The 8,658-nt window shown below is 43.1% G+C and carries 8 protein-coding genes; 1 reads left to right on the forward strand and 7 read right to left on the reverse strand.

The window, feature by feature from the left end:
• The 7 genes from LUQ50_RS12085 to LUQ50_RS12115 all read right to left on the reverse strand — a co-directional run.
• On the reverse strand, positions 1-580 hold a 580-nt coding region (locus LUQ50_RS12085; protein WP_300040089.1), incomplete at its 3' end, for an ABC transporter permease.
• Between the two features lie 25 nt (positions 581-605).
• On the reverse strand, positions 606-1,496 hold the full coding sequence (locus LUQ50_RS12090; protein WP_300040090.1) for an ABC transporter permease: 891 nt from the start codon (positions 1,494-1,496) through the stop codon (positions 606-608).
• Between the two features lie 132 nt (positions 1,497-1,628).
• Positions 1,629-3,236 (reverse strand): ABC transporter substrate-binding protein, encoded by a 1,608-nt coding sequence (locus LUQ50_RS12095; protein ID WP_300040091.1) that lies wholly within the window; start codon positions 3,234-3,236, stop codon positions 1,629-1,631.
• Positions 3,237-3,461: 225 nt separating this feature from the next.
• Complete coding sequence (locus LUQ50_RS12100; RefSeq protein ID WP_300040092.1) at positions 3,462-4,193, reverse strand: methyltransferase domain-containing protein; 732 nt, start codon at positions 4,191-4,193, stop codon at positions 3,462-3,464.
• Between the two features lie 284 nt (positions 4,194-4,477).
• Positions 4,478-5,098, reverse strand: coding sequence for a type IV pilin N-terminal domain-containing protein (locus tag LUQ50_RS12105; RefSeq protein WP_367279007.1), 621 nt, complete (start codon positions 5,096-5,098; stop codon positions 4,478-4,480).
• Positions 5,095-5,841: a type IV pilin N-terminal domain-containing protein gene (locus LUQ50_RS12110; protein WP_300040093.1), complete on the reverse strand. Its 747-nt coding sequence runs from the start codon at positions 5,839-5,841 to the stop codon at positions 5,095-5,097. The genes LUQ50_RS12105 and LUQ50_RS12110 overlap by 4 nt, the downstream gene beginning before the upstream one ends.
• 376 nt (positions 5,842-6,217) lie before the next feature.
• Positions 6,218-7,213 (reverse strand): ABC transporter substrate-binding protein, encoded by a 996-nt coding sequence (locus LUQ50_RS12115; RefSeq protein ID WP_300040094.1) that lies wholly within the window; start codon positions 7,211-7,213, stop codon positions 6,218-6,220.
• 307 nt (positions 7,214-7,520) lie between these two features.
• Between LUQ50_RS12115 and LUQ50_RS12120 the strand changes: the two genes are divergently transcribed.
• Positions 7,521-8,378, forward strand: coding sequence for a class I SAM-dependent methyltransferase (locus LUQ50_RS12120; RefSeq protein ID WP_300040095.1), 858 nt, complete (start codon positions 7,521-7,523; stop codon positions 8,376-8,378).
• Positions 8,379-8,658: the final 280 nt, after the last annotated feature.

Consider the following 8,658-nt stretch of genomic DNA (forward strand, 5'->3'; position numbering starts at 1 on the left):
ATCCAACTCCGAGAAGAAGGTAATGTTGCATTGATGATACAAATTTGACTGTTATTAGGGGCATAATATTTGGCAGGATATGGCTGGACATAATCTGATGATCTTTCGCACCGATTGCCCGTGCTCCTTCGATGAAGGTGGCCTGTCTGATCGACATAACCTGAGCTCTTACCACACGAACACCCCTGGTACTTCCAAGGACACCTATCAGAATCGCGGTCGTAAATATACCGGGAGTGAAGAACAAAGTGAGCACAAGCAGGAGAGGAAAAAGAGGAATTGTCATGAAAATATCAATGACCCGCATGACAAGTTCATCAAAAATTCCCCCGTAATATCCTGTCTGGATTCCCAGAACTGTACTGATTACGCAGGATATGGCTGCAGCCAAAAATCCGATCAGGAGTGTGATCCTGGTACCGTATATGAGTTGGCTTAAAATGTCCTGCCCGGTTCCATTGGTACCTAGTGGGTGTTCATGGTCTGGATGTTTAAGAGGAGCTCCCAAAATGGCATACGGATCATATGGGGTGAGAAACGGGGCACATACAGCAACAACTCCATAAAAAAGGAGAACCATGCTGCTAATCCAGAAAAGGATTTTTCTATTCATCGACTCCTTTTCCTACTCTAGGATCGATCAGTGGATAGAGCGTATCAGCAGTGAGATTTGCAAGGATTACGACAAGTGTGTCAAGAAGAAATATTCCTTCGAGCAAGGGGAGATCTCTGGCCTTGAGTGCTTCAGTAGTGAGTAGCCCTATCCCTGGCCAGGAAAAAATGGTTTCTACAAATATACTTCCGGTAACAATAGAGGCACATTGCAGGGTGGCCATGGTAATAACTGGCAAACTGGCATTTTTAAGAGCATGACGCCAGAGGATGCTATGTTCATCAAGTCCTTTGGTACGGGCTGTGGTGATATAATCTTCACCGATGACTGATATCATCGAGTTTCGCATCAGGTAATAATTCCCCGCAGTAATCGTCAGAGTTAGTACGGCTATTGGAAGTATTGCATGATGCATGACATCACCGATATTAATCCCTGAATAAAGGATAGATATGCTGGTATATCCACTGATTGGAAATAATTTGAGGCTATAACCGAAGATGGTAATGGTCATGATTGCCCACCAGTATGAGGGAATTGCCCGGATAATGATCATCATATTGAAACATGCCAGGTCCTGTGTAGTCCTTGCTTTCCAGCCTGAATATGCACCTAGAATCATGCCAAAGCATATTCCCATACCTGTTGCAGGCACCAGGATAATCAGTGTCCAGAATAACTTGTCAAGGATCAGAGGCAGTACCTGTACTGAATACTGATAGGAGTATCCCCATTCCCCTCGGAGAATATTTTGTATGTAGATACAGTACTGATCAGAAAGAGGCAGGTTAAGTCCGAATTCTCGATAGAATTGATCAATAGTTTCCTGTGGCAGGACGTTTCCCAGTGAGAGAAGATAATTGGTGATATAATCACCGGGCATCAGATGAATGATAAAAAAGGAGATGGAAATACTGATAAAAAAGGCAAATCCACTATATATCAACCGCCGGCTCAGGTATGATCCCCACACTTTTCATCAGCTCCACAAATGGTATTTCTCACTCCTGATTCATCAGGATCGGGATACCGGCTGAAGCGAAGTTAAGACTTTGCGATCCTGAATACTGGTATAATTAACAAGTTTTTCCCATCCGGTGAACCGGTCGGTACGGAAGGCATCGTAACTATCAGTACTACAGATTGGAACTGTTGGTACATTATCAGCAAGGATATCCTGCATCTGGTACCCAATTCCTTTTCGTTCCTCCTTGTTTACTGTATTTCTGACTTTTACCGTCAGGGCGTTGAACTCGCTGTTGTTGAAATTGTAATAATTCTTCTCCTGAAGTGGTGTTACCGCAAAGTCGACAAGATCATCAGGATCATCATGAAGGATTGAGGGCATTCCGTCGATAAAGAGATTCCCCTTGTCTATCGCTTTGCGGTACTGACTTTCATCATCGTATTTTGTTGTTTTGATCTGAATGCCCAGGGTTGCCCAGTCATTTCGAAGTGCTGTTACGATCTTTTCACTCACGCCGGTCGATGCTTTTCCACCGATTGGAAGAAAAAGTTCTACCGGATTTCCATCAGGACCACGAAGAATGCCCTGTCCATCCTGGATGAATCCTGCCTGTTTGAGTTCTTCACGTGCCTTGGAGAGGTTGTAATCATACATGCCGGTGTCATTGGGGTTTACATACGCTCCTGCAACTTCAGGCATCAGAAATGTTGTGTTGGTCGGACGTGCATTGCCAAGAACTGTGCATATGGTATCCCGATCAATAGTATGACTCATAGCATGTCTGAATGAAGAGAGATTGGTGGGATATTGAATCATGGTAAATCCTAATTCATACCCGGTTGTTGCTGGTATGGTTATTACACCGATATTTGGTTCATTTCGCAGACTATCTGCAACTGCAGGAGTGATATCAGAAACGATATCGATCTCTCCATTTTTAAGGGCAAGAATCTGGCTGTCCTGATTGGTAATTAATTTGAGGATAACTCCGCTGATCTTTGGGTCTTCTCCGCGGTATTTATCATTTTTAGATACCCGGAAGTAACCGGACTCGCTTTTATCAAACTTGAACGGGCCGGTTCCGATGAACTGAGTATCTTTGTAGGTTTTGGGATCCTGAATCTTTTCAAAGATGTGTTTAGGGTACACGCCGATGCCTGGTGACTGGGCAAGGCGGTCAGGCCAGACTGAATATGCATTCTTGAGATTGAATACAACGGTATAGTCATCCGGACAGGTGACTGATGAAACGTCTGACAGGACAAATCCCATTGTCAGGTTGTTTGATTTCAAGAAATCATTGGTGAATTTGACATCAGCACTCGTTACCGGTACCCCATCATGCCAGGTTGCATTATGGACAAGATGAAATGTCCAGGTCTTTGCATCATCTGATACATCCCAACTTTCTGCAAGTCCGGGTTCATATACACCGTTCCTGTTCTTCGTAAGCAGGCCTTCATAGATCAGACCTCCGGCAGGAACCCCGTTTTTCTTTGTCATTACATTTGAAGAAACCAAATCAGAAGGAGAATTTACTGGAATTACCACATCTGTTTTAAGGGGTTCGGTAATATTCTGAGCCGGAGACTGTACTGGTGTTTTTTCATCGACGCATCCGGAAAAGAGACACAGGGCAATAATGATATAAGTCAAAAATAAGATTAACGCGTTAAGATGGTGTTTATAGAATAATTCTGAAATATTCATAGTGATATTTCCATTACTGTTAGATCATAGTTCCTGGTATTATTTAGTGATGTTGTTTTATTATTGGAAAAATAGTTTATTTAAAATTAACTGAGTAACTAATAATTTAATATCAAATATTATCCATGTTAATTTTACGGGCATTCTTGTAATAATCGGCAATATCAGTGATTATTCTACATCCCACCAGATGTGAGCACCGAGAGCACGGCCGGCCACCCGGTAGCCATTACTGTTCTTCTCAAGGAAAGTCTCACAGTATCTCCTGATAATTGCTTCCTGTTCCGTTTTTGTACAGTTCAAGCGTTGATAAAAATCATGCGTTGCATCATCGATTGTTTGGAAGTACGCTGCTTCACAACCGGGCTCAACTGCAAGGTTTGCATATATTCCCATCTCATAGAGAGCTTGCCAGAGATAGTCAGCCGTGGGTTCTCCTGGAAATTCAGATCCGTGGATCTGTGGCCAGAGTTCGGTATTTAACCGTGAAGAAAGCGGCTGGGTCAGAAACCAGAAGAGGTGAATAGTACCTGTACATATCTCTTGCATCTTCTGAATCGCTGCCCCGATATCGGTGATCATGAGACTGTATGATGCAATTACCACATCGAACGGATCACCAAGTTCAACCTTGTTGACATCCTCCCATGGTTTTTGAATAAGGGTTATCGGGCGGGTTTGCTGCTGTTGCTGATAAATAAGAAGTGCCTCACTCATCGCCTCTCCCGGTTCAACTGCTACCACATCGCAACCATGAACTGCGAGAGGTACGCTTAAGTTTCCGGTACCTGCACCTATGTCAAGAACCCTGGATCCATCTCTGATACCCATGAGAGAAATCCGCTCTTCTGCCTGGTTTCTCCATCCATCAAGATTTTGAATAAAATGCTCTTTCAATTTCATTTTATCATTCCAAAATGAATGGGGGGCATCAAACTTTGGAACGGCTAAACGTGCAATCCGCTGTTCTTTCCACTGGTTCTGCCAGAAATGGGGGGGAAGACTGAAAGATTGTGAACCAGTAGCAGAATCGTGTGTTAAATATTCCACTATAAATATGGTAATTCGCATTATATTTAGTTAATTATTTGCCAATAATAATCCCAATGGGTTACTAAGGGACGATTGAGAGAAAATAAATCTCAAACAAAATTATGATGTTCGTAAAAAAAAAGAATCTATTTAATCTATGTGGTGATTGGGACGTTCGCGGTTGAGATTATTTTCCCAGTGGCCTTATCGCTGACGTCCATGATAAATGATTTACCCACATTTGCGGGATTCTTGAAACAAAGACCCCAAAATACAGTCTTGGTTCCTGAGTAGGTGAGCCCATCTGCACTGATAGATGCTGCGAAATCGGATGGTGTGATGATTGGCTGAAGTTTGTCACAGAAACAGTTTGTTGAGTTCACCAGTGCGGTCTCTCCTGCATTAAACGAGGTAATTCCAATCGTTCCGTTTGAAAAAAGCCATGGCTTTGTATCGCTGCTATCAGTAATAATGGTGCCATTAACTACCTGAATAGAACGTTGTTCTACATCAGGGCCGAAGAGCCGTGAATTCCTGATAGTAACCATCATATCCTTGGTTGGGATGGAATCCCCGCCATTATGCCTAATGGTAAATCCGTCGTGGACACTGAAAGACCCGGATAATTGTGCCTGAGGAACTTTTTGCTGGCTCTGGACAAGGTTTCCGGCAAATCCTGAAACTACCGCTGCAATGATAACTGTTACCACAATCATGAGTAGAATCCCGATGACTGGTGATACTGCTGAGTCTAATCTTCGAGTGGATTTCATCATACTGATCCCTCCGTTACCACCACACTCTTCGAGAATATGGCCTTTCCACTTGGAATATGAACAACACTCACTGAAACGGTATCTCCCGCTCTTAATTCATTCCATTTGTTTCCAAGAACAGCTTGCGTAGCATCTGTATATGTATCTGCATAATTTGTTCCGGACGTGTATGTGAATGCTGAGGCAGCATCAATACCGTAACCCGAAGTTGCACCGGCATTACCACCTATCGCGACACCACTATTATATGGTGCCGGTACGGCAGACATCGTCGTTCCGGGTATCAAGGTGTAGTTACCAAATTGTTGCCCGTAGACTGTATATGGTTTGGTTGGATTCTGAGTGTATGAACTGTTTACCCCTTGTCCGAATCCATAGGGTGCAACTGAAGTAGTATATTCAGCATTTGTTCCCATTCCAACATAGCAGTCAAAATTATTGGTACCACCAATGCTCGTATTACCGCCAGATACCCCGGATGTTGTTTTCCACTGAGTGATCAGTTTCAAATCCTTTGTCCTGATCGGTTCACTTACTCCAGTGACCGCTGCAGAAAATCCACTCCCCATATAACTTCCAGAATTAGAGATCTTTACATCCAGATTTAGTGAGGGTGCTTTCGCTGAATTTGCATTCGCAAGACTTCCAGCAAAACCGCTGACTACAGCGGCAATAATGATCGTAACAACCAGCATCAGCATGACTGCGATGACCGGTGATACTCCACTTTCCTTTTTATACACTACATTCCTCCTAACATTCATATGATCCCTGGGTATGGTTGCCCATCCGGGGGTCGTACACAGAAGCGTGTCGGCTGAATGATATTAACTATTTCGAAATATAATTTTTATATATTGATCAAATTTTATTCAGATATCTAAAAAATATGGGCACTTTGAGGCTATAATGCGATTTTAACCTTAAAATCGTTTAAAACTGTTATATCCACCTAAAACTGGCAACCTCTCTAATTAGTGTTTGAATTATAGTTAACAGCGCAACTGATTCCCACTCGCTGACCTTTGATTCGGTTCATAAAAAACGGCCTGATGATTCTCTTCAGGCCAATTTATGAAAATGCATAGCATTTTCATGACAAATATATCGAGATATCTCTTACGACATCCCGGTCAGGATTATCGGAGCACTATCTGATAAGATACTCAGTATCTCGTTATCTGATAGATTAATCCGGTAATACTTCTGGTAGAACTCTTTGATCTCCTGAGTCAAATCGTAGTTCACATATCCCGGATACAGAACATTTGCAAGCCACATGGTTGCAAGGACCGATTCAGGGACCGGCATCTCCCAGGTCATCAGGAACTTTGGCATCCGGTATACCTTTTTCTTCTGCACTGCTGGAAGAGCCTGCCAGGCTGGATCGGCAAGGATATCATCCACAGACTGGGCACAATAGGGCAGGAGCACAATCACATCAGGATTCCAGGTGTAGATCTGATCCATGCTGACCACATTATCGCCTCCTTTCACTCCCTCGGCAACATTATCTCCGCCTGCAATCGTAGCGATCCTGGCCTCATAATAGTTATCACCAAGAGTCTGGGTTGCTTTTCGCTGTCCGTAGTATACCTTTTTTACCGTGTCAGAGGTCACTGCTGCGAGATCGGTCCTGACCTGGTTCATCTTCCCGTTATAGTAGGAGATAAATTCATCTGCCTCCCGTTCTTTCCCGAACATCTGCCCCATGATCTGATAACTCCTGGTCAGGTTTTCAGGCGACTCAAAGTCAAGGATTACAAATGGAATGCCGAGTTGTTTGGAGACCTCATTCGCGTTTACATAATCAATTGACGAAATAACGACCTCTGGTTTGAGTGCTACCACTTCTTCCTTGTTTAAATCATCTTTGTGTCCGGCTGATGGAAGTGAAGCCAGATAAGGGGTGTACTTCTTGAGTTTCTCGGCATCTGAAGGGCCGTGCTGAGTTGCAATCAGCCGATCATCAGCACCGATGACATAGAGAAACTGAGCAGCGAATGGATCGATATTGACAGCACGGGTAATGTTTACCGGAAGTGTCACCTGGTTGCCGGTGATATCGACAATGGTCTGGGTATCATCTGCAAGACAAGGTCCCGTTCCAACCAAACATCCCGCTATGATAAGGATGCATACTATCCTGAATATGGATTTCATACGATACTCCTAAAGGTTTGCATAAAGTCGGGGTAGATATCTGTTTATGTTTACAGTTAAATGTTTATTTTTGATATTATAAATCAAATAACCCTGACGCTCTCTTATTTCATTAATTAGAATAAAATAATTTATCCAAAAAGTAATTCTTATGGGTGAATACATTTCACAAGAGATAATTAAGATCTAGTATAAACCTTTAAGATCGCATACGATCAGACAGGATTCCCTGATCTCATGCTTCACTTCCGGAGATACCATGAGTAACCATAATAATCTGACATACTGGGAAGACTGCTGGAGGACATCAATCAGCGAACCTGATCTGATCACTGATGAGATGCAGGCAGATCATTGGAACAAACGTTCCGGAGATTTTGGAAAGGACGGGGATGAGACCAGAAGGGCAAAGAAGATTGCTGACTTTTTTGCCCTGTTAGACAAGGCTGGTTTCTCCCCGAAAGGAGCAAAAGTTCTTGATATCGGGTGTGGTCCCGGTTCTCTTGCCATCCCACTTGCAAAGGCAGGTGCATCAGTGACCGCACTCGATATCTCACGTGGAATGCTTGATCGGATTGCCAAGACTGCAGGTGATGAAGGATTATCTATCAACCCGGTTGAATGCTCATGGTGGACTGCAGATATTGACGAACTCGGGTTTCGGAATGCCTTTGATCTGGTCATCGCATCGATGACTCCCGGTATCAAAGATCTGGATACTTTTGTGAAGATGATATCCTGTTCCCGGCAGTTCTGCTATTATAGTAGTTATATCCGGAAGGATCCAGACAAAATACCCCCTGATCTCTATCATGATATTCTGGGAAAGCCACCAAAAACCAATATGTTTTCAGGATTTTTGTTCCCCTTTATGTACCTGTATCTACAGGGAATCCATCCGGTTGTACAGATCTACCACAAATCGGTACGGTATGATCAGGACTGGTCTGAAGCTGCTGACAAATGCATGGATTATCTGGGAATGAATCAGCATCTCTCTGGTGATAATAAGGAGAAGATCAAAGAGTATTATCAGCGTAGTTCTATAGATGGCATATGTAATGCTGATTACCAGATGTATAGTGGCATGATGGTCTGGTCTGTTACTCCCAGATAAACTCCCCCTAGTATCTCCTTTTGATTTCAGGAAATAGGTGACTGGAGACCTGAGGCCCGGGTCTCCTGAATATGCTATTCGTAAGTGAGCTCCCCAGGATAATTTTAAATACATTGATGTGACTCGTCATATCCCGAATGGTGTATCTTCTGAATAGTAAGACTAATTTCTGAAATGTAACTGTTTTTAGTCAGCCTTCCCACTACCCGCCTCTATAGTATCAGGAGATGAGGGTCAGATCATAGGAAATATATATGAAGATAGGAATTAACCTCCTAGA

The sequence above is a fragment of the Methanospirillum sp. genome, from assembly GCF_028679455.1.
In the GTDB taxonomy this organism is placed as follows: domain Archaea; phylum Halobacteriota; class Methanomicrobia; order Methanomicrobiales; family Methanospirillaceae; genus Methanospirillum.

Bases quoted from the DNA above. Each gene is read 5' to 3' on its own strand.
- LUQ50_RS12090 (WP_300040090.1), bottom strand. From the start codon at position 1,496: ATGCCCGGTGATTATATCACCAATTATCTTCTCTCACTGGGAAACGTC.
- LUQ50_RS12105 (WP_367279007.1), bottom strand. From the start codon at position 5,098: ATGATGAAATCCACTCGAAGATTAGACTCAGCAGTATCACCAGTCATC.
- LUQ50_RS12120 (WP_300040095.1), top strand. From the start codon at position 7,521: ATGAGTAACCATAATAATCTGACATACTGGGAAGACTGCTGGAGGACA.
- LUQ50_RS12100 (WP_300040092.1), bottom strand. From the start codon at position 4,193: ATGAAATTGAAAGAGCATTTTATTCAAAATCTTGATGGATGGAGAAAC.